Origin of the sequence: Shewanella sp. 10B (assembly GCF_023475885.1) — a bacterium.
GTDB lineage: Bacteria > Pseudomonadota > Gammaproteobacteria > Enterobacterales > Shewanellaceae > Shewanella > Shewanella mangrovisoli.
Map to the genome: position 1 here is coordinate 1,190,702 of NZ_JAMDJO010000001.1, position 21,043 is coordinate 1,211,744.

At 48.2% G+C, this 21,043-nt stretch carries 16 protein-coding genes and 2 tRNA genes; 14 read left to right on the forward strand and 4 right to left on the reverse strand.

Annotated features, from left to right (window positions below; translation table 11 throughout):
- The first annotated feature begins 109 nt into the window (after positions 1–109).
- Positions 110–370, forward strand: coding sequence for a hypothetical protein (locus M0415_RS05090; protein WP_249555249.1), 261 nt, complete (start codon positions 110–112; stop codon positions 368–370).
- A 239-nt stretch (positions 371–609) separates the two neighbouring features.
- Entirely contained in the window at positions 610–810 is a 201-nt protein-coding gene (locus M0415_RS05095) for a CPXCG motif-containing cysteine-rich protein (RefSeq protein ID WP_011622722.1), read from the forward strand.
- Positions 811–819: 9 nt separating this feature from the next.
- Here the strand turns inward: M0415_RS05095 and M0415_RS05100 are convergent, their stop codons facing one another.
- Entirely contained in the window at positions 820–1,440 is a 621-nt protein-coding gene (locus tag M0415_RS05100; protein ID WP_249555246.1) for a riboflavin synthase subunit alpha, read from the reverse strand.
- A gap of 33 nt (positions 1,441–1,473) precedes the next feature.
- Here M0415_RS05100 and M0415_RS05105 point away from each other — a divergent pair, with 33 nt between their 5' ends.
- The 4 genes from M0415_RS05105 to M0415_RS05120 all read left to right on the forward strand — a co-directional run bounded on the left by M0415_RS05105 (position 1,474) and on the right by M0415_RS05120 (position 5,525).
- Entirely contained in the window at positions 1,474–2,853 is a 1,380-nt protein-coding gene (locus M0415_RS05105) for an MATE family efflux transporter (RefSeq protein ID WP_249555244.1), read from the forward strand.
- Positions 2,854–3,104: 251 nt separating this feature from the next.
- Positions 3,105–3,181, forward strand: a tRNA-Val gene (locus M0415_RS05110).
- A gap of 38 nt (positions 3,182–3,219) precedes the next feature.
- Positions 3,220–3,296: transfer RNA gene (locus tag M0415_RS05115), tRNA-Val, on the forward strand.
- Between the two features lie 597 nt (positions 3,297–3,893).
- Positions 3,894–5,525, forward strand: coding sequence for a methyl-accepting chemotaxis protein (locus tag M0415_RS05120; protein ID WP_249555242.1), 1,632 nt, complete (start codon positions 3,894–3,896; stop codon positions 5,523–5,525).
- 204 nt (positions 5,526–5,729) lie between these two features.
- Here M0415_RS05120 and M0415_RS05125 read toward each other — a convergent pair whose 3' ends face one another.
- From M0415_RS05125 to M0415_RS05135, 3 genes are read right to left on the reverse strand one after another with little or no spacing between them, the layout of a single operon-like run.
- On the reverse strand, positions 5,730–7,208 hold the full coding sequence (locus M0415_RS05125) for a sigma-54-dependent transcriptional regulator (RefSeq protein WP_249555240.1): 1,479 nt from the start codon (positions 7,206–7,208) through the stop codon (positions 5,730–5,732).
- A gap of 8 nt (positions 7,209–7,216) precedes the next feature.
- Positions 7,217–10,576 carry a PAS domain S-box protein gene (locus tag M0415_RS05130; RefSeq protein ID WP_249555232.1) on the reverse strand — a complete coding sequence of 1,120 codons (3,360 nt, stop codon included), beginning with the start codon at positions 10,574–10,576 and terminating at the stop codon, positions 7,217–7,219.
- Position 10,577: 1 nt separating this feature from the next.
- Entirely contained in the window at positions 10,578–11,480 is a 903-nt protein-coding gene (locus M0415_RS05135) for a phosphate/phosphite/phosphonate ABC transporter substrate-binding protein (RefSeq protein ID WP_249555231.1), read from the reverse strand.
- Between the two features lie 309 nt (positions 11,481–11,789).
- Here M0415_RS05135 and M0415_RS05140 point away from each other — a divergent pair, with 309 nt between their 5' ends.
- The 8 genes from M0415_RS05140 (at position 11,790) to M0415_RS05175 (ending at position 20,645) form a co-directional block, all read left to right on the forward strand.
- Positions 11,790–13,025 (forward strand): SpoIIE family protein phosphatase, encoded by a 1,236-nt coding sequence (locus tag M0415_RS05140; RefSeq protein WP_249555229.1) that lies wholly within the window; start codon positions 11,790–11,792, stop codon positions 13,023–13,025.
- Positions 13,022–13,417: an ATP-binding protein gene (locus M0415_RS05145; protein WP_249555227.1), complete on the forward strand. Its 396-nt coding sequence runs from the start codon at positions 13,022–13,024 to the stop codon at positions 13,415–13,417. Before M0415_RS05140 ends, M0415_RS05145 begins: the two co-directional genes overlap by 4 nt.
- 225 nt (positions 13,418–13,642) lie before the next feature.
- Positions 13,643–13,984, forward strand: coding sequence for an STAS domain-containing protein (locus M0415_RS05150; protein ID WP_249555225.1), 342 nt, complete (start codon positions 13,643–13,645; stop codon positions 13,982–13,984).
- Positions 13,985–14,022: 38 nt separating this feature from the next.
- The gene (locus tag M0415_RS05155; protein ID WP_249555223.1) at positions 14,023–15,291 is read left to right on the forward strand and encodes a polysaccharide biosynthesis/export family protein; all 1,269 of its coding nucleotides are present in this window, start codon (positions 14,023–14,025) and stop codon (positions 15,289–15,291) included.
- 67 nt (positions 15,292–15,358) lie between these two features.
- Positions 15,359–16,771, forward strand: coding sequence for a GumC domain-containing protein (locus M0415_RS05160; protein ID WP_249555220.1), 1,413 nt, complete (start codon positions 15,359–15,361; stop codon positions 16,769–16,771).
- Complete coding sequence (locus M0415_RS05165) at positions 16,726–18,048, forward strand: O-antigen ligase family protein (RefSeq protein ID WP_249555218.1); 1,323 nt, start codon at positions 16,726–16,728, stop codon at positions 18,046–18,048. Before M0415_RS05160 ends, M0415_RS05165 begins: the two co-directional genes overlap by 46 nt.
- 216 nt (positions 18,049–18,264) lie before the next feature.
- Complete coding sequence (locus M0415_RS05170; RefSeq protein WP_249555216.1) at positions 18,265–19,593, forward strand: oligosaccharide flippase family protein; 1,329 nt, start codon at positions 18,265–18,267, stop codon at positions 19,591–19,593.
- Positions 19,590–20,645, forward strand: coding sequence for a glycosyltransferase family 2 protein (locus tag M0415_RS05175; RefSeq protein WP_220055507.1), 1,056 nt, complete (start codon positions 19,590–19,592; stop codon positions 20,643–20,645). Before M0415_RS05170 ends, M0415_RS05175 begins: the two co-directional genes overlap by 4 nt.
- The last annotated feature ends 398 nt before the right edge of the window (positions 20,646–21,043 follow it).

Genomic DNA, 21,043 nt, shown 5'->3' on the forward strand with positions numbered 1-21,043 from the left:
GTGGCAGTCATTTAACGCCCCTACGCTATGCGCGTTAAATGATTGCGGGTGGGTTGGAGGTTTATCGCGCAGTCGCATCGCTGTAAATAATGAAGCCAAAGGAGTTGGTATGTTCACGAGTATCCTATTAACGGTTGCACTTAGCCAAGTCGCCCAGAACCCAATCCCAGTTAGCCCCACGCCACTCACTCAACCTGAACCCCGAGCAGTTCAACGCCAAGCGGTGCAATTTGACGCCATTGGTTTGCAGGCCGACATCCACGCCGAGCTTTTGCTGCAGATAGAACAGTTATCGCAGGCCATTAGTGACAATATAGAGGAAGGCATATTACCGACTGCGCCTGTCGAACTGATGACAGTAAAGGATTGAGTTAACTTAACATAACTTACATAACTTAACTGGTGCGCATGCTTGACGGTTTTTACGCTAGATAAATATCTGTGAAAAAAGTACCAAGCGCTGAGCGGAACGGAAAAATCTAGTTAATAAGATTTTGATACCGACTTTATCTAAGTTGCAATAGCACATTCTTGTATACTCAACTAAAGCCAGTGTGATGGCTTAGCGACAAGTGTCATCCCTAGCATTCGTTAGAGAGGAGTTGCGCCATGAGGATCATGAATAAAGTGATTGCCTGCCCCCACTGCGGACACCATCAACATATTAGTATTGATGCCAGCAGCGGCGATCAGGATTATTACGATGACTGCCGAATTTGTTGTAATCCCATCCACCTGCGTTTACATGTGGATGATGCCCGCCGCACCATTGAGTTATATATTGACTCGGACGACGAGCAAATTTATTAGGCATGTGAATTAAGATTGGCCGCTAAAACGTTTGGCCAGCACGCGCTCGACGGTGTCGACGATCGCTTGGGTTTGGCTGTCAATTTCGATATTTAACTCATCACCAACCTGACACTGGCCTAAATTGGTTAATTTGAGGGTTTCTGGGATCAAGTGCAGCATAAAACTACTTTCGGTCACCTCGCCTACCGTTAAGCTGCAACCGTTTACCCCGACAAAGCCTTTATAAAGGATATAGTTCATCCATTTAGGCTCGACACTTAAGGTCAGATCATAATGCTGCTCTGTATGACTAATGTGACTCACTTTCGCCTTAGTATGAATGTGTCCCGAGAGGATATGACCGCCGATTTCGCTGCCAAACGTCAAAGAACGCTCGATGTTCACCCGCTGGCCAACAGTCAAATTAGCAAGGTTTGTCAACCTTAAGGTCTCTTCCACTACAGCGAAAAATACCCTATCATCAACGACCTGAGTCACCGTCAGACATACCCCGTTATTTGCCACACTTGCACCAATCGCAAGTCCCTCATGCAAATCAGGTTTAAACGCTACCTCAAGGGTATTTAGGCCATCTTTCTTATGTATTGCAACCACCTCGCAGGTGGCTTGAACTATACCAGTAAACATTTTTTGCTCGCTTATTCGTTAAAGGCTGTATTTATGAATCATTCAGGCTTTCAGGCCAAACGCTTAATTCAACTCGCACTCCCAGTGTTGATCGCCCAAGTAACACAAACCATGATGGGGTTTATCGATACTGTCATGGCGGGCCGCGTCAGTGCTGTCGATATGGCCGCCGTGGCCGTAGGAACCAGTCTTTGGTTACCCGCCATCTTATTTGTCCAAGGGCTGTTGATGGCGTTTACGCCGTTATTTGCCCATCACAATGGCGCAAATAATCAGAAAGCCATTCAACCGCTGGCGTTTCAAGGCGCTTATCTGGCCTTAATTGGTGGCCTTGGCGTGATGGCGTTTCTCGCATCCGCACCACTCGTGCTCAGCCATATGAATTTAGAGCCCCAATTGTACAACTTAACCATAGGATATATCGACGGTATTTTATGGGGCGCGCCCGCATTTGTGCTCTATCAGGTATTACGCGGTTGCAGTGAAGGGATTTCTTACACATTACCGACCATGATCATCGGATTCGTGGGGTTAGCGGTGAATATTCCGGCAAACTATATCTTTATTTATGGCCATTTCGGCGTGCCAGCCATGGGCGGTGCCGGTTGTGGTATCGCGACTGCTTTAGTCTTTTGGGCCATGTTGATTGCCATGACGATTTATATGCAGTTCCATAAAAAGTTTGCCGCATTGGCGCCCTTTAGCCAGTTCCATCGCCCTGATTTTGCCACCATGAAGAAGATGACTAAGCTTGGGATGCCGATTGCGATGGCACTCTTCTTTGAGGTGAGCCTATTTGCAATTATTGCCCTGCTGTTGGCGCCATTAGGCGCGACTGTGGTGGCCAGCCATCAGATTGCGCTGAACTTCTCCGCCATAGTATTTATGTTGCCACTCTCGATTGGTATTGCCGTCTCGATTCGTATTGGCTATTACCTTGGCCGCGATCGCGCGGATATTTCTGCCGTGGTGGCAAAGGTTGGATTGTGGTTGGCGCTTTCATTGGCCTTGTCGACGGCAATCTTAACGGTGTTATTCCGCTTCCAAATCGCCGAGTTGTATAACAGCGATCCAGAAGTGGTGGTACTTGCGGGCAGTTTGATGCTGATGGCCGCGCTGTATCAATTATCTGACTCAGTTCAAGTGGTCGCCGCCGGCGCCTTGCGTGGATATAAAGATACCCGCAGTGCGTTTTATATTACGCTGTTTTCCTACTGGGGCATTGGCATGACATTAGGTTATACCTTGGCGTATACCGACTTTATCGTACCCGCCATGGGCGCCCATGGTTTTTGGACAGGATTAATTGCCGGCCTCACCTCGGCGGCGCTGCTGTTTTTCATCCGCCTTCGTTATATTCAAAAGCATGGTGTGCATTTAAGTTTGATTGAAGGTGACAGCGTACATCATTAAGCAGATTGAAAGATAAAACGGCGAGCATTTGGCTCGCCGTTTTATTTCGTGCGGGGTCATTTGGGCCCTCATCACAGTCTAACTTGCCGTTTTATCAACAACTTTGCTGAAACACTGGACAAGTTGCACAGCAATTCACCATTTGGCAATAAAATTCATTTTTTTGCTTGCCAGCCTTTCGCTATCCCCCTAATATAGCGCTCGTTCCGAAGCACAACGCAAAGTTGTGTTGAGAAAACGATTAAAACAATGCACCCGTAGCTCAGTTGGTTAGAGCACTACCTTGACATGGTAGGGGTCGGTGGTTCGAGTCCACTCGGGTGTACCACTCTCTTAAAAGAGTATAAATTTTGAAATTCAAACAGTGCACCCGTAGCTCAGTTGGTTAGAGCACTACCTTGACATGGTAGGGGTCGGTGGTTCGAGTCCACTCGGGTGTACCATTTCTCGCTTTAACTCCCTGTAAAACCTCAATTTAATATAATCTTCCATCAAGATACTTAGTTTTTATTTGTGCCTAAGATAAAATCTTCGAGCCTGTTTTAGTTTTTTGCAAAAACATTCAAACATGCCCCACCCTTCGGCTCTACCTGATTTTGCCTCTTTTGCTTAATCCACATTTACCGCAATTTCCCCCCAATTCGCCGTTTTTCTAAATTTGTGCCCAATTCGTGCCAAACCTGTAGGCACAAGATACATTTGATAACTTATCCACTGCCCCCCGTCCTAAATAGCTAAAGAAATCCTAGTGACCATCATGAGTGAGCCGTAACCGCCACACCGATTGTAAAATGTGTTTTCATTTCGCCAGCGGCAAATCGACTAAGATTCTAGGTATTTTTATTTCGGCATTTAATGGGGTCATCTTGCCTGCATCACAACAGTATTCGCAAACAAGCAAGTCACTATTGCAATTCAAATATTCATTGTGTGGACATAGCGAAAGTGAAGACTCTGACTTATATATCTATGGAAGGAAAAATACCTATATTAGGCTTTTTTAACTGAATTTGAGCATAGTCATCATTGCTGGGGTTTACATGCGTAATCTAAAGATAAGTCACCTATTACTTGGCGCTTTTGCGATTCCTATTATTGCAATTCTAGGGTTAACCATGATGGCAATGAGCAAAATGCAAGTCATCAATGAACAGTCCACCGTCATATCCAATGACTGGTTGCCAGCCGTGCGGGTCATCGAGCGACTCAACGGTCAAACCGCAGATCTTAGGGTATTAGAATCCCGGCATATTCTCTCGCTGGATGAAGGACAGATGCGGGATACTGAGCGAGAACTGGAGAAAACCAAAGCGCAAATCGATGACTCTATCCACACCTATGAGCAACTGATCAGCGGCAATGAAGAACGAAATATCTTCAATGATTTTCAGCGCTTATATAAGGAATATCTGATCGTTCACCAGAAGCTGCTTATACTGTCACGGGCAAATAAAAACGAAGATGCTAAGCAATTGCTGCTGACGGAATCACTCGAGGCGTATAACGAATACTCGGATTTATTGCTGAAATTATCAGACCTGAATTACAAAGGCGCGCAGGACGCAAGCAGCTATGGCGATGTGATTTACGATGAATCGATCAAAATAATGTTATTCATTTTGGTCATAGTGTCATTGTTGGTGTTAGTGACGTCGACGGCTATCTCAAAATTTATTATTACATCGATTAAAACCGTGCAGAGTTTTATGGCGAAGTTGGCTAATGGCGATCTTTCCGAGCGCATTGCCGATATTGGCAATAATGAATTGGGTGTTTTGGCCCAGGGCTGTAATGAGACTGCCGATAAAATTTCTGAGATGACCGAGCAATTAATTACCGTTGCCGACAATACCGCGACTTCGGCCGAAATCCTCGCCTCAACCATGAATCAGGTTGAACATAATTCCCAGCAAATGCTGGTGCAGGTCGAGCAAATTGCGACGGCGCTCAATGAAATGTCCAGTACCGCGCTAGAAGTGAGTAAAAATGCGACCGAGGCCGAAACCAGTGCCGGTGAGGCGATGGGCAATGTCTCTGAAGGCAATAAATCCCTCGGCGAGTCCGATAATATTTCAGTCAAAATTGGGGCGGCGATCCGAGATTCAGGCTCGATTGTGAATCAGTTGAAAGACTATTCCATCGAAATTGGTTCTGTTATTGATGTGATTACCAGTATTTCCGAACAAACCAACCTACTGGCACTTAATGCGGCGATTGAAGCGGCAAGGGCTGGAGAAGCGGGTCGCGGTTTTGCCGTTGTTGCCGATGAGGTTCGCTCTCTTGCGGCTAAAACCCAACAATCCACCATTGATATCCAAGAAATTATTTCAAAATTACAGTCTCAGGCGGAAAAAGCCGACCATTATATGAAGGCCAATACCAGTTTGCTGGATGAGTCTCAAATGGTATCGGAAAAAGTGCGCAGAGCTTTCCAAGGGATTTCGGCCTCAGTCAATGCGATTTCTAATGTTAATACCGTGGTTGCCACGGCCTCGAGTGAACAATCCAGCGTGACCGAAGACATTTCCAGAAATATCTCATCGACGGTTGAAATGGTCGATCAAAACGTGGTGGGAGTCGGCAACGCCAGTAAGGCTTGCCATGATGTGTTATCCGAAGCGGGTAAACAAAAACAGCTACTTGCCTTCTTCAAAACCAAGCGCAGTTATTGATTATATTCACGTGTCGATTGTGAGTTAAAGCGAACCACTCAGCGTTAGCACACTTGAGATTTAGCGCAGCCTTGGCTTGCGCTACAAAAGAGGATAAACACCTAACCGCAAACACTGTTGACGTTCAATGTGAAAGCTCATTGTTTAGCTATCTGTTGAGGCTCTTGTTAACGCAAGTGTCTGCGGCTCAAAACGGAGCAATTATTAGCTTGAACGTTCCGCTTGTTCTTCCCATGTCATGCGTTTGCGATAAATGGTCGATGGGCTAATGTCCAGCAGCGCGGCCGCTTTAGGGACATTACCGTCGCACAGGGCAATCGCCCCTTCTATCGTTTGCTTCTCGGTTAACCAAAGCGGTTGGATCCGCTGTTGCTCAGCAGTTTGTGTATGCGCCTCTTGCGTAGACTCTGCCGATAATTCGCGGCTCGCCACTTGAACGGGTGTATCAATGTCCAGTTTTGTCGTTTCGACCTGCATCTTAGTCTTCTGCTGAACTTTTGTTTGAGGCTGTGCTAGCGGCTTTAGCGGTACGGGGAACATACTTGGCTCGACATGGCTTGCGTCATTGAGTACCACAATCTGACGGATCACGTTCTGTAGTTGCCTTACATTGCCTGGCCAATCATAGGCTTGTAGCATGGCTGCAGCTTGTGGATTAAAGTCGATAAACTTTTTACCTTCTTCTTTGGTATAGGTTTTTAATAATTGTTTGGCCAACAAGAGCACGTCATTCCCACGTGCGCGCAGGGGCGGCAGTTCGATAGGAATAACATGCAAGCGATAAAACAAATCCTCACGGAAATGCCCAAGTTTGACTTCTTCCCAGGGCTCGCGATTGGTCGCACTGATAAAACGAATATCCACATGCTCTTCTTTAGAGCCGCCCACCCGTTGAAAGGTCCCTGTTTGGATAAACCGCAGTAATTTGCTCTGCAGTTCTAAATCCATTTCGCAGATTTCGTCGAGGAACAAGGTGCCGCCGTCGGCTCGGGTCGCGGCGCCATCCCGATTGTTATGGGCGCCGGTGAATGCCCCTTTGCAGTGGCCAAAAATTTCGCTTTCAATCAGTTCTTTCGGGATTGATGCGCAGTTTAAGGCGATAAAGGGTTTGTCGGCGCGATTGCCGACTTGGTGAATGGCTTGAGCGCAGACTTCTTTACCCGTGCCACTCTCCCCCATAATAAAAACCGATGCCTTACTGTTGGCGACACAATCAATGGTTTTGTACACGCTCTGCATTGCTAGCGAATCGCCGATAAACCCTTGATAATGCCCTTTTGGCAAGCTGTTTTCATACTGAGTCACAAGCTCGAGTAATTGCTTTTGTTTAAGGGCATTACGCACCGTAATCGATAGTCGCTTGGCATCGAAGGGTTTAACTAAGAAGTCGAACGCCCCTGAGCGCATCGCATCGATGGCAATATCGATGCTGCCGTGGGCGGTGATCATAATGGTGCTGATATGGGGATGACTCTGCTGCACTTGCTTAAGGATGTCGAGCCCCGACATATCCGGCAGCTTAATATCGAGAATTAACAGATCGGGCTGCCAGTTCGATAATTCCTTTAGGGCATCCGCGCCGTAATGCACATGGGTTACATTAATATCCTCCGCGCGCAAATACTCCGTATAGAGCGCACCGAGTGACATACTGTCTTCAACCAATAATGCTGAATAATTCATAGCTATCCCTATTGAATAAATCGTTCCGTTAATAGACTGTGAGTCTGTTTTCCGAGGACATCAATCTGTGCCATCAGCTCGGGAATGGCACCGAGCTGTTGCTGACGGGCACAGGCTTCTAATTTCTGAGCTAATAAGAACAGCGCCGTCGCCCCGAAACTGCCTGAACTGCTTTTTAGAGTGTGCGCTTGATCTTCAATCTCGTCCACTTGCGTCGATTCGAGTTCGCTTAACTGATTAAGCCGCTGCGCCAATTCATCACAGAAGATCGTCATCATGTTCGATAGACTCGCTTTACCTAAGGTATGTTCAAGCTCCGCTAAGAGTTGTTCATCGAGTAAACTCGCTGTATTTTCAGCGGGTTTATGTGAGCTTGGTAAACTGACAACGGCATTGGGCAACCATTTTTGAATGGCATGCAGTAAGGTCTTTTGTTTGACGGGCTTAGCGATAAAGTCCTTCATCCCGACTTGATAGCAATGCTCTATCTCTTCTTTCATCACATTGGCCGACATCGCCAAAATAACTTGCTCAGGCTGATTTTGCAGGATGACTTCCGTGGCCTCGAGTCCATCCATCTCGGGCATACGCACATCCATCAAGACGAGATCGAAGGGCTTTTCGACGACCAACTTAACCGCTTCAAGCCCGTTGCAGGCATAAGTGACATCGAACCCTGCCTTGGTGAGCATGGTTCCGGCAATAATTTGGTTCGCGGGGCTGTCTTCGGCGAGGAGGATATGGCCTTGGAATTTCTCTTGGGCCACATATTCTTCTTCAAACTCATTCGCCAGCGCATCTTTACTTAAGAGTGCCAACTGCATGGCGCGGCTTAGAGGCTTATTGACGACTTGATCTAACCCTAATGTAGCGAGCGAATGGGTTATTTCGGTGCTCATACCCGATACCAAGGCCACCATAGAACCATCGGCGGTTAAATGCGCTTGCCTTAAGCGATTGACATCCTGTTCGTTTACATCCAAAAAGAAACCTTCGTCGAGCAAAATCAGGTTGAATTGACCTTTTATTTTTTTCGCCCGTTTTATCGATTGCCAGTCCATCACTTCAACCGTCTCTACTCCGTATTGCGAATATTGTTTCGAGACGAGCGATAGCCAAGTTGCATCATGGTGGGCAAGCAGAACCCGAGAATGGGCGGGGAAATAATGACTGTGGCAGAAATTCCCCTCAAGCAATTGCAAAGACACATAAAAAGTAAAGCGACTGCCCTGACCAAGTTCACTTTGCAGCTCAATCGTGCCGCCCATCATAGTGATAAGCTCGCTACAGATGGCCAAACCTAGGCCCGTACCCTTGTAGTTTGTGTTATGGGTATCGTGTACTTGGCTAAACTCTTTGAATAGTTTGCTTTGCGCCTCCGCAGAGATACCAATACCAGAGTCAGTGACACGGCAATAGAGTTGCACCTCGGTTTGGTGATTATCGGGGATCCACATTTCCACTGTGATGGTGCCGGATGCCGTGAACTTAATCGCATTATCGACGAGATTATGCAGCACTTGACGTAAGCGCTGCTGATCGCCAACCACGGTTCTTGGCACATTTCGATTCACAAAACTGACCAGCTCTAACCCCTTTTCGAAGGCTTTGGGCTCAAGAATTTGCAGCACTTGAGCAACCAGTTTATCTGGCTCAAACTCATGGGACTCGAGCACCATCTGCCCGGCTTCAATCTTCGAGAAATCCAAGATATCGTTAATCGTATGCAGTAAAGCACTGCCCGCTTCCCGTGCGATATTGGCGTGAATGCGTTGGTCTTTACTTAAGGATGAGTCGAGTAACAATTCCACCCCGCCTAAAATTGCGTTTAGCGGTGAGCGGATCTCATGGCTCATGGTGGCTAAGAAACGCGATTTCACTTTACTGCCCTGCTCGGCTTGTTCCTTTGCCTGCTGTAGTTTTTGCTCGTTGGCTTTGCGCTCGGAAATATCCCGCAAAAATGCCGTAAACAGCACTTCATCCCCGAGTTGGATCGGTACCACCTCAAGCTCGATGGGGATTAGATTGCCCGCCTTGCAGCGCGCGAGTAATTCGACCCGTTTATTGAGCATTCTCCCTTCGCCAGTGCGGCGATAACGTTCAATGCCTCGCTTATGCCCCTGTTGTTTGTCTTCGGGGATAATTAAATCCTCCAATAAGGCGCCGACAGCCTCCTCACGGCTATAACCAAACAGCCTAGTGGCCGCGAGGTTAAATTCAATGACTTTGCCCGACATATCGATAGTAATTAAGCAATCTTGGCTCGCCGCTAAGGTGGCAAGCAGCACTGACTCGGTTTTCGCCGCGGCGATTTCTTTGCGTTTCGCTTCGGATAAGTCTTTGACTAAACCGATAAACATCGCCCGATTATCGATGCTCATTTGCGACACGGATAAAGCGATGGGAAATAGCTGGCCGTCCTTACGTTGCGCCGTTAACTCGCGGCTAGTGCCGATGATTTTGGCAACATGGGTTGTGAAGTACTGCTGAATGTAGCCATCGTGCAATGGCCTTTGGTCGAATGGCATAAAAATCGATACATTCTGGCCAATCAGTTCATTATGAGCATAACCAAAGAGTCGACTGACGGCGGGGTTGATGTCGGTGATAATGCCGAACTCATTGATGATCACAAAGCCATCGACCGCCGACTCAAGAATGGTATTGAGACGGATATTTGCCGCCTCTAATGCCTTAGTCCTTGCATCGACTTTATCGACCATATTGTTAAAGGCGCGGGTCATCTGGGCGATTTCATCCTTGCCTTTGACAGGCACCCTCACCCCTAGCTCACCCGCGAGAATGCGTTTCGAAGCGCTGGTTAGCTGAGTTAAGTTTCGGGTGAGATAATGCCCGAGTAGCAATGAAAACAAGGCCACCAGCAACATTTCAACCCCAGCGATTGAGAGGATCTGTTGTGTCACTGTATGAACCAGATTATCAAGGCTCTGGGTCTCAAACCCCATGTTCACTTTGCCGAAAAGATAGCCATTGACTTCAATGGGATATTCGAGATCGAAGATCCCATCCTTGACTTGATCCAGATGCTTATCCGCTTGATGCGAAACCTGAATGTATTTATCGGCGCCGCCATAGGCCAAAATGCGGCTCTGATCTGACACAGTGACATACAAGACTTCGCTGTGGCTTAACAGCTCTTGAATTAACGAATGTAATGTCGCCAGATCGTTACTGATCACCGCATCCTGCGCCGCCACAGAGAACAGCGTTAATGTGGTTTCGGCCCGTTTTTCAATTTGCGACTGATTAGACAACTTAAGGTAGTTAATGCTGGTATACACCAGCAAAAACAGTAATAAACCTTCGATTAAGGCGATCCCTAAAATTGTTTTCAGTCTAAACGACACACTATTTCTCCCCGAGCGGTTTGGTTAAGGAGCCGAGTTTGAGCGAGCGGACATCATCCCAATCCTGATCTTCTGCCGCGGTAAACGCTGAAAAATCAACCGATTCTAATAAGGCTTTGCCCTGCGCCGTCGTCGAGAGTGCCATTAACCGCTCGAGTAGCATTTGACGCTGCGCCGCCGAGACACGTGGATGCGTTGCGATAGCATGGGGCGTATAGGTCGGCGTTTGCCACAATACTGTTAATTGCTGTTTTTGCGCCTCGCTCAGATTATTGAAGGTGCGCTGCACACCGCCGCCCGCATCTACAAGCCCTTGCAGCACGGCTAAATATACTGAGTCATGGGAGCCTACATATTTTACCTGCACATTAAGATTGGCCTGCTGCAGATGTGCCCGAGGTAGCACACTGGCTGCAAATGCGGCGGGCGCTGGAAAAGCCAAGGTTTTTCCCTCTAATTGGGCTAACGATTTGATGGGAGAATCCTTGCGTACCACAAGCAAGCCTTTGAGCTTTTTATCCTTTTCACGCGCTAAGGCCAAATAACCCGGGCTGTCATGAAACACCACATAGTGATAGGGATTCATATAGGCAATATCGTATTCCCCTGCCTTGAGCCGCCGCTCAAAGGTGGGAATGTCGGGCGCCGTTGCAAATTGCAATTGATAATTTGCATTTTCAGACAAGGCGGCGAGGATCGGTGGCCACAGCTTTGCGAGTTGAGTGGCTGACTGCTGGGGTACTACGCCAAAAATCAGCGTCGGTTTTGGGGTATCAGGGGGATTGGTATCCTGCGCATAAGTCGGCGATACCCAAGCCATTACGAATATTATCAGATAGATAAGCTGCCATTTTATGGCATTGTTAGGCGCTGCCTTGACGCACAATCTGGAAAACTGAGCCATGCTAAATGTCCTTTTCTCAATGATATGCATTCTACATATAGGACATAAAACACTTTGCCCCTATGCTGCATCAGCAACCCCTGTGCCATAAAAAATACCATCAATAAAAACAATCACCTTGGAGAACATTTCGCCTGAGATAAACTCACTATGGATGAGGGTTTTGCATTTTGCAACAAGATGGCAAAAATCAGTCTTAAGCCTGCGCTTTTCGGCAATCCTTTGCAGTATCAACCTCAATTAGTTGGCTTTTTTTAAATGGGCATAGCTCTTGCTATTCGAGAATATTCCCTTTGCAGGAGTCAGACTATGCCGCTCTCTTCGCTCACATCGATTCAAGCCTTTACCTTGTCTGTGCTGGTCGTGGAAGACACAGATTGCGAGCGCTTTTATATCACTCACCTGCTAAGACAGTTTGGTTGGGTGGTGGAGAGTCGCAGTAACGGTAAGGCTGCGCTGGATTACTTGCAGCAGAATGAAGTGCATATTTTAGTCAGCGATTGGCGCATGCCTGAGATGAGCGGCATCGAGCTATGCCAAATCGTTAAAAATAATCATCTGCCACCCTTTGTGATTTTGCTGACGGCCAATAATCAAACTGCCGACATAGTGTTAGGTATTGAAGCGGGTGCCGATGACTTTATCTGTAAGCCTTTTCTACCGGAATTGTTAAAGGTTAGGATGTTAGCCGCGATGCGTATCGTGCAGCTGCAACATAATTTGAGCCGTAACAATCAACTGCTACAGCAAGGGCTTGCGAAAGAATCCGCCTTGCTCTGCACCATAAAACAGGATTTGTTTTCTGCCGCTAAGGTGCAGCGAGAATTACTGCCCCGCAGTAAAACCTTGCCAAGGGGCTGGCAGTTACACCATGAGTTTCAGCCCGCGAGTTATCTTGCTGGCGATCTCTATCAATGTTTCGATCTTGGCGACGATCAGCTCGGGTTTTATCTGATTGATGCCGCGGGTCATGGAGTCGCCGCCGCGCTGCAGAGTGTCAGCCTTGCCCAACGTCTGTCGATGGAACGTACCGATTGGTGCGGGTTATCGCCCCAAGAGATAGTGAATCAGGTCAATCGCGAGCTAAGCGATCCTGACAATACTGGCCGCTTTGTGACTCTGTTACTCGGCAAGATCAATACGCTGACGGGTGAACTAAGGCTATGCAGCGCCGGGCATCCCGCGCCGTTACTGCTCACCGAGACTGGCTGCGAGCCCTTGCCCCTCGACACTGAGTTACCGCTTGGGATCCATGGCGCCGTGCAGTATCAAGATCAGCTAGTCACCCTCTTACCTGGCAGTCGCTTGTTGTTATTTTCCGATGGAACCTATGAGTGCCAACACCCCAAGTTCGGTTTTTTCGGCCAAGCGCGTTTGCAAACCCTGTGCTCGAAAGCCAACAGCTTGAGCGATGAAGCCTTGCTGCATCATTTGAGCCATGCCTTACAACTCTGGCAAGGCGGCACAACTCAAGATGATATTTCGATGATGTTAATTACCTACCCGTCAGCCAACTATGCCAATGCGGCTTTGGAGGCATTATGAACAGCTTGCAGTTTAACCTCACCCATGACCAATGGAGTCAACAGCCTTTTTGCTCCGAATTAGAGCAGTTTATGCTGATGCAAAATGTACATGAGCGCCAACGATTTAAAGTCATTACCTGCATACTCGAGGCGGTCAGTAATGTGATAAATCACACCGAAGATTCCCGTGAGCCCATCGTATTGATTGTCCACTGTAATCATGACCGAATTATCGTCGATTTACTGGACCGCTCGCCCGTGGTGCCTAAGGTTTCCTTCGACCAATGTCCTGACCAACTGAGCGAGCATGGTAGAGGCTTATGGATCATGTATAACTGGATGGATGCAGTGCGGTTTCAGACCACAGTGCTCGGCTCACACTTAAGGTTAACCTTACTGCGTCATCACTAAAGATCATTTCCATCATACCTAGCGGCGGGAATTTCCACCGCTAGGTTTCGTTTCATGCCCGCTGCGCTTTCCAATTGCAAATTGCAATGCATTTTCAAACCTAGCTCTATCCTTAATGCCTGCGCCAAGCTAACCAATTGAATTTATTAATTATAAATATTGGCCTGATAAATGCTTATCTGTTACTGCGGTTTCAATATTAACTGGCAGCCAGAGGTGATTATCATGAAATTCTTCCCACTCGAAAAATACAACGCGAGCCTAGTGATATTTCCTACAGAGATGATAATGGCCAATACGCCCACCCACAGGGCCGCGCTATTACGCCATATGGAGCAGAACACCAACCGCTTAATAATCAATCTTGAACAAGTGAAATACATCGACTCTAGCGGCTTGTCGGTACTGATCTCCGCCCTTAAACGGGCACAGCAGCATGATGGTGAAATATTACTCTTGTCTCCTTCGGCCCATGTACGCGCCCTGATTGAACTAACGCGCTTACACCAGATTTTCAGCATCTATGAAAATCAAGATGCAGCCATCGCGCACTTTAGTTGCCACTAGCGCATCGTACAGGGTTTAAGCTAAGAGGGAGTGACATTATGGAAAGGTTAACACTCAGCCATTTGGCCCATATCGCAGGTAAATGCCATTTATCCTTGCCACAAGTGACTATCGGCGCCGCTATCTGCATGTTAACGGCTTGCGTCACTCCCCTGCGTACGACACAGGATCAACTCTGCCAGCAACAGGCCGGAGAATATTGTCACTACTTCGGTCCGCAAACTTCGTATCTGCGTCAGGCGGACCAACAGTTGTTAACGGCGCAAGCTGAGAACATCAGTCTTAATCCAAGTGAAGTTCAAAGCATTAGCGCCACATTGAGCGATACGGCCGCCCTCGATGCACAGCTCTCTGTTGGTGATAAATTGCGTGTAGGGGTCCTCAATGGCGAGGATTTCAGTGCCGATGTGGAGATTGATGCCAACGGCCAAATCTATCTGCCCTATTTACCGCCGATTAATGCGCAGGGATTAACCCTCTCCGTCTTGAAAAAACGTATCAGTCAAACCTTAGTGAATGAGCAATTAATGCAAGCCAGCAGTGTGCGGGTTAATATCAGTCCCATCGCCTGGGCGCCGGTTGAAGTCACAATACTGGGTTCAGTGTTTGAGCCCGGGCAGCACTTTATCAACCAAAAGTCCGATACCGAGATTAAGGATGATGACAAGAGCCATAGCGGCGATCAGGCAAGCGATCGCACCATAGCCGCCGCCCTTCGCGCCTCCGGAGGGGTGAGACCCGACGCCGACATCCGTCAAGTGCGGGTGATCCGCGGTCAACAGCATTTTTTACTGGATTTATCCGGCGTGATCAGCGGCACCCAAGTGCCACGTTTTCTCTTGAGTGCTGGCGATCAAATCTTTGTCCCAAGTTCTCGGCATTTTGAGGACAAACTCGTGCGTCCCTCGCAAATCACCGCGCCTGGGATCCGCGTGTTTATTTCCAACTTAACCCAACCCGCGAGCAGTAACTCGCAATCTGCGTTAGATACCGAAGCGACACGTTTTCCCTACGGCACACGTTTACTCACTGGCGCGATAGCGGCTAACTGTGTCGGCGGCGCCCAAAGCACCAACGCCAGTCGTCATGTGTTGCTAGTGACACGCAATCCGCTTTCAGATCAAACCGATATCGTTGAGCGCTCACTCGACAGCTTAATCCGTGATTCTTGGCAGCCACAAATGAACCCGGTATTGCTCCCAGGTGATGGTATCGCCTGCTATGACTCTGGCGTAACCAATGTGCGTGAGATTGCGCGCAGCCTAACCGATTTATTGGTGCCCGCAAGTTTACTCGGTTTGCTGTAGCTCGGAACAAGCGCTTGGGTGGCAGATGATGCCACCCTTAGGATGATTCGGCGAGGGAGAATTGATCATGAAAGCATCTCAGGAAGGCTACCCTCTACTGTGGTTAAAGCGCGCGCTGGTCAATGGCAGCAGCTTGCCCGCCCCCGCGCGCCGTAAGTTGTATCTAAAGACTGTGCTATCAGCATTAGCGGTGATTTGGCTGATCACAGGTCTTGTTATCGTCATCACCCCAACCCGCTATACCTGCAAATGGGTGCTGATTTTACCCGGCGCCGGCGCAGGGGCGGTCGTTAGTCTAGACAGTTTGGGGCAAGCCAGCAGCTCGAGCAGTTCTCCTTACCTGAGTTCTGCCATCGACCCGCGGGAAAACTATAAGGCCATCGCGCTAAGCGACAAGCTATTAAGTGACGCTGCCGCCCAGTTAAATCTTAAGGCCTCAGCTTTGGGCACGCCTAAATTAAAGCTCCCCAGTCAAACGGGATTAATGGAGTTTAGTATCAGCGCCAACAGCGCCGAGCTTGCCGAGCAAAAAGCCTGGGCACATTACCGCACGCTACAGGGCACACTCTCACACCTGAGAATCGATGAAATCCATATTCGCGAAAACGGCGTCAGAATGGGGCTTGAGAGCTTTGCCGATAAAGTGCATCAGAGTCAGGCCAATATTGTCGCCTTCCAATCGAAGACGGGGTTGGTCTCGCTGGATCAATTTAAGGAAGTGGCGGTCACCATTGAGCATTTACGCCAAAGCCAAGTCAATCTGACCGCTAAACTCAATGGCGGCCTTGCCAGTCAGCAACTGTTGGAGGCCGACTTATCCCTAACGGCAAGTCAGTCCACTGATTTGCTTAAGCTGAAAAACGATCAGCTATTCCAACAACTCTTAGTTAAATATACCGAGTCTACCGCGCTGCTTGTGGGCCTTAATGGTCACTTTGGTGAGCAACATCCCCAAGTGCTGACCGCCAAGACAGAGCAAAAAACTATGTTGGATGCGCTGCATAGTCGCTGCCAAAAATTGCTCACGCGCTGCGATCCTAAGTTGATGTTGATCCTCTCAGTCGATGATATCGATGGCCGCGCAGAGCTGATGCAAAAGCTGATAAACATCACCACCGAAAATGAAGGCTTAACCCATGAGCTGGCGTCCTTGAGCACCCAGATTGATGAATGGGAAACCCGGCTCAAGCACAGTAATGATGATGCCGCCAAGCTTGAGGATTTACACCGAGATCATCAACTTGCGACCGCAGTATTTACCTCGGCCATTGCAAAAATTGATGTGGGTAAGGCCGACATCTTTTCCGCTTACCCGTTATTACAGCTGTTTGCAGCACCGACTCGCCCCGAAAAGCCTGACAAACTGGGCTTAATTTTAACCTTAGTGGGTGGCATCGCCGCCTCAATGATGGTCATTGTCGGATTGAGCATACTATGGATACGCAAACCTATACTCCAGAAAATTCTGACGAACGACTAGTCTGGCTCGCCATTACAGGCACCTACTTCTTTTGGTTCTTAGGTGCCATGTACTTGGTTGCTCCAGTAATCGGGTGGCTCTTAGTGCTGCGGATACTCGGCCGGCTGCTGTTTTACGCCGAAGGGTGCCGGATTTCGTTACCAATAATAAGTTGGATATTTGCTATGTTATTGATGCTATTGGCATTAGTCATAGGTCATTTGGTGGAGCATTTAGGCATAGCCCAACTGATTAAATCCTCCATAGGTTGGGCTAAGGGCTGGGCGCTATTGGCGGTATTTCCGCTGATTGGCGGTCTGCAAATTCGGCCACAGCTGATTTACCGCGCCTGCTGCGTGGTCGGCAAACATACCTTAATATTGTTTCCGCTGTTTGTACTCGCTTGGCTGCTGCACTTGCCGACAACCTTGTATGTCTCTCCCTTAAGCATTGTCGGTGGACCTGGGCCTGAGTTTTTCGCCGTTAGCTTGTATGAAATCGACCCTGGCAGCGGCATGCCGAGGTGGCGTCTCTTCACTCCTTGGGCTCCCGCCCTTGGCATGGTGGGTAACTTTTATTTTCTATTTGCCCTGCAGGAAAGCAATAAGCGTTATCGCTTCTATGGCTTAGCTGGGAGTATCTTGATGGTGCTCATCTCGCAATCCAGACTCGCGATCCTCTGCTGTCTTGCTCTCGTGTGTTATTTCAACTTTATTCGCTACGCCAAATCCCCTTGGCTGTACTTATTGGTGAGTCCGGTTTTTCTATTAGCGGGTATTTTTGGCGAGTCGGTACTATCTAGCATCGAAGCCAGTATTCACAGTGTTAAAGCCGCCAGAGCCGATTCGACTCGGGTGCGTGAGGCCCTCGGCCAAATTGCCCTCGAGCGCTGGGCGAACGAGGCTATTGTCTGGGGCCATGGCATTGTCGAGCGCGGCCCCCATATGGTCGAGTACATGCCGATTGGCTCGCACCACACTTGGTACGGTCTATTGTTTGTGAAGGGAATTGTTGGCGCCTTCGCGCTGGCGGTAGCCTTATTTGTCAGTGTGCTCAGTCTTCTACCTAGTTTGATGCAATCCAGACTCTCGGCAGTCGGTATGGCGGTACTGATGATTTTGCTGCTTTACACCTTTGGCGAAAATTTAGAGATCCTCGCCTATCTCTTCTGGCCTGGGTTAATCGTGCTTGGCATTGCCCACAATCAGGCAAGGCAAGCGGCGAGTCTTCGCCATAAGAGCTTATTACAGGAACCATCACAACAATCATCAGAAGCGACTCAACTGAGTGCTCAGTGAGATCCCTTCGCGAGTTTTTCGTTGTCCTTTCAATACTCGCGGCCGTTGCATCTTGATTTGCATTTTGCAATGGACCGCAACACCTAAAGCTCTGCTAAATTGAAAACTAGTCAAAACTGCTATAACCACCTGTTTTTAAATCAGAAAATAAACATTAAAAAGCTGGCATAGAAACTGAATAGTCAGAACAGGCACTCTTAACTGATAGGTGTTGCGATGAGCAGATGGGCATGGATACAAACCCTTAAGCACAACCAAGGTATTCGTCGATTGGCTAGCAGCATACTGTGGTTAGGCTCAGCCCAAGTCGGCGGTCGTATCGTGCGCCTTGGTTGCAGTATTATCTTAGCCCGTTTACTCACCCCCGAGGTCTTTGGCCAAGTCGCGATCATTCTGACCAGTTTTGAAATAGTCAGCATTTTTATTCGCAGGATCACCTCGGCATCACTGATCAAGATGGACGATAGCGCCTTTGCTTCTCATCTCGCCAGCGCCAATCTGATCAACCTTTTTGTATGTGTACTGTCTTTTGTTGCCTTGAGCTTACTCAGTGGCCTGTTAGCGATTTACTATCAAGATGCACAGATAGTGAAGCCTATGATACTCATGGCAACAAGCTATTTGCTCCTCCCCTTTGGCATGCTGCATGCCGCCGCCAACCTACGCCAAAATAAGATGCGTATCGTCGCCAAGGCCAACCTGTGGCAGACGGTGGCCGACAGTGTGCTCACCGCTATCTTAGCGTTATGCGGCTTAGGGATCTGGGGGATTATTCTGCCTAAAGTGCTGGTGGTGTTGATTTGGGTAGCCGTGCATAGACAGCATTCTGGCATCCAAAATATTCACACAGCCCCACTCGCGCGTTCTTTCTGCCAGATAAACTTAACTCAATGTAAATCACTATTTCGCTTTGGTACTCAGGTGGCGCTTGGGGATCTTTGCCTCGCCATGAGACAAAATATTGATTATTTATTAGTGGGTTACTTTTTAGGTGTTGAGGCGCTTGGGATCTATTTCTTTGCGGTCAATACCAGTCTTGGCATTAGCTTAGGGTTAATTCAAAGCTTTGGCACTGCCTTCTATTCACATCTCTGCCAGAGTGATGGTGAAGAACCACTGCTTAAATACCGTCACGGCCTGCTGAGTATCATGCTGGTGACCTTGCCTATCATAGGCTTACAAAGCGCGCTCGCCCCTTGGTATTTACCGCTAGTGTATGGTCAACACTGGCTTGAAGCTGGCGCACTCCCAGTATTTATTCTGCTCTGTTTAAGTGGTTTAACGCGTCCCTTGGGTGAAGCCGCGAGTCAACTGCTGATTTCCTGCGAGCTGAGTAAGCTGAACTTAGTCTCAAATGTTGGCTTTATTGGCCTATTGGCCCTGAGTATCAGCCTAGGCACCTTGTGGGGGCTGAAAGGCGTCGCCATGGGCATCTTCCTCTGTTACCTGATTTGTATGCCGTTATTTGCCTACTTTGTGATGAAACCCATAGCACTCAAATTGAGTTTACCCAGCTTATCCCCTTCATTAGGAGGTTCATTATGATCCCTACCGTCTCTGTGGTGATGCCAGTCTATAATGTGGAAGCTTTTGTCTCAAAAGCAATTTCCTCTGTATTAGCTCAAAGTTTTACGGATTTTGAGCTCATCATAGTCAATGACTGCGCGACCGATAATAGCCTCGCCCGCTGTAAACAATTTTGCGACAGCCGCATTCGTATCGTGCAGCATGCCGTGAATAAGGGCTTAGCCGCCGCACGTAATACTGGTATACGCCATGCGATTGGTCGCTATGTGGCCTTTATCGATTCGGACGACCTCTGGCATCCGGATAAGTTAAAGCTGCATGTGGATCATCTGCAAAAATCGCCCAAGGTGGGGATCAGCTTCTCGCGTTCAAGCTTTATCGATTACCGGGGCAACCCGATCAATTTTTACCAGATGCCGCAACTTACCGATATCGATGCTGGCCATTTGCTGTGCCGCAATCCGGTGGGCAATGGTTCAGCGCCGGTGATCCGCCGCGAAACCTTAAATGATATTCGCTTCCAAGCGCTGAACCACAGCGAGCATTACACTTGTTATTTCGATGAACAATTTCGCCAATCGGAAGATATCGAGTGTTGGTTTCGCATTGTGGCGACAACCGAGTGGCAAATGGAGGGGATCCCCGAACCATTAACTTACTACCGCTTAAACCATGGCGGCCTTTCAGCGAATTTAGTGAAACAGTTGGCATCTTGGGAGCAAATGGTCACTAAGGCGCGCCGTTATGCCCCTAAGATCCTGTTAAAGCATGAAAATGCTGCCAGAGCCTATCAGCTTCGCTATTTAGCCAGGCAAGCCATTCGCCTAGGCGATGGTCGTATGGCGAAAAACTTAGTCAATCAAGCACTGCTGACTTCACCACAGATCTTACTCAAGGAAACCAATCGCACCCTCACCACGCTGATTGCGGCCTATTTGCAATGGTTAATGCCCCGAGGCTTATACCAAATGTGCGAAACCCTTGGTCAAAAGTACCTAGGCTATCGCCAACGTATGCAAATCAAACGTGATGGTGTGACGGCAAGCTTACTCACCACCCAATTAAAATAAGTCAAATAGACGCGACAGCAAACGTTGCATATTCATCGTTTACAGATTCAAGGCGGCTACCTCAGTCGCCTTGCTTTTGTCGTAGGTTAGTCTCTATTACATTGCGCTCGTTCTGCCACTTGATTCCATAATTTTGCGAGTGTTTGAGATTGTGCATGTTAAGACAATAATAGTGCCAGAGATCGCCACACCCTAGCCGATACTTCCATCTCAAAAGGATTTGCAGCTTGCAAAGCAAACTGCAAAAAACCACTTAGTCCATAAAACATTAATCTCTTAGTTATTGTTTTTAAATGATTTACCAATCTGGCCTACATTATGCTTTGTGACTCTTGCCAAGCGCACCTATAAGCCGTTATCGAGCGTCCCACTTGGCATCAAGCAAATTGCATGGAGGT